Raw genomic sequence first — 1,480 nt, 5'->3', positions numbered from 1 at the left:
TAAAGTGTACCCTTTGTAAAGGACATTTTTAAAAAGCCTAGGCAGCCTTAATAAGATGATCTCTGTACTGAACAGGGGTCATCTTATTTCTATTCCACTGGTATCTATAGTGATTGTAGTAGGTCATATATCGTTTCATTTCTTTTTTTACTTCATCTAGAGTTGAACATTCTTTAATAGAGGCTTCATCCTTAAGGTGGCCAAAGAAAGATTCCTGAGGGGCGTTATCCCAACAGTTTCCTCGTCTTGACATCGACTGATGATATCCCATCTTCTTCACTAACTTTTGAAAAGCAGGACTTGTGTAATGAAATCCTTGATCCGAGTGAATGAAAGCATCCTTTGCTTTCTTGAAGTTTCTATTCTTCTTTAACTTTAAAAGAGTGTCTGTAGCTAAGTCCATCGTTAGGCGGTCTAACACATGATAAGCCAAAGCTTGTCCAGAGGTACCATCTATTATGGTTGATAAGTAAGCCTTTTGATTTTTACCGTAAAATAAATAGGTGATATCTGTTAAGAGGACTTTTCCTGGAATACCTTGCCTAAACTCCCGATTCAATAAGTTTGGCATTGTCCGATGTTCATGTGTAGCTTTCATCATTCGTCTATAAGGGTTGGCCTTCCTAATAGGACAAATAATGTTGTATTTCTTCATGATTCGTCGGATCCGCTTCAAATTGTAGACAACACTAAATTGACCCGCCAATGTCATTTTAATTTGACGTGCCCCTTTCTTACGACCTTTAAAATGGAAAGCTTTTAGGATGACCTTCTTCACTTTTTGATCGGCTTTATCTCGTTGTTTCCTGTGTTCCTGTGACTTTAATGAAAAGTAATTATAGTACCCGCTTCTTGAGACACCAGCTAATTCACAAAGATATTTAACCATATGTTTCAGTTGATACTTTTCAATCACAGTACGAATGAGGATATACTTCTGGCTAGGGGGAAGGACTATTTCTTCATCCCCCTTTCCGCGAACCGAATCTTTTTTAAAAGTTCGTTTTCCGCCTTTAGTAAGTTAATTTGAGCTTCTAAGCGAGCATTCTTCTCCTCCATGGAAAGCTCCTTTTCCTTTGTACGCCCTGAATTTTCAGCTCTCGTGTCACGTAGTCCCATTAACCCGTCTTGATTGTAAGCTTTTTGCCATCTTTTACTCGCTGATTTAATCCTTTCTGTTCCTAAAACTTCAACGTCAAATCCGCATACTTCAAATATGTCTCTGGCAAACCTCCCTTTCTCTTTTTCCGCTATAAATATGTGTTTAAATTCATCTGTATAAGTGATGCTTTTTGAACTAACAGATCTAACGTACTTATTAGATGATAATCGCTTAATCTCGTTTTTAGTAAAGTCCTTTTTACTCATTATGTACTCCCATCTCATGATGTATTTCTCTAGTAGTAATGTTATTTATTATACAAAAAAGTACCCTATAGGTAGACTTTTTTTAAGTGTCTACTCTATAGGGTACATTTTA

General features: G+C 36.8%; 1 protein-coding gene. It reads right to left on the bottom strand.

The genetic code is table 11. The annotated features are described in order from the left end of the window. Positions 1-37 precede the first annotated feature (37 nt). A protein-coding gene (locus A33I_RS20460) for an IS3 family transposase (RefSeq protein ID WP_235806211.1) occupies positions 38-1,368 on the bottom strand; the annotation gives its coding sequence in 2 pieces (ribosomal slippage) (positions 38-987 and positions 987-1,368; 1,332 coding nt in all). Positions 1,369-1,480: the final 112 nt, after the last annotated feature.

Source organism: Alkalihalophilus marmarensis DSM 21297 (assembly GCF_000474275.2).
In the GTDB taxonomy this organism is placed as follows: domain Bacteria; phylum Bacillota; class Bacilli; order Bacillales; family Bacillaceae_D; genus Alkalihalophilus; species Alkalihalophilus marmarensis.
Note: the sequence above shows the minus strand (reverse complement) of the source record. Positions and strands in the feature narration are given on the sequence as shown.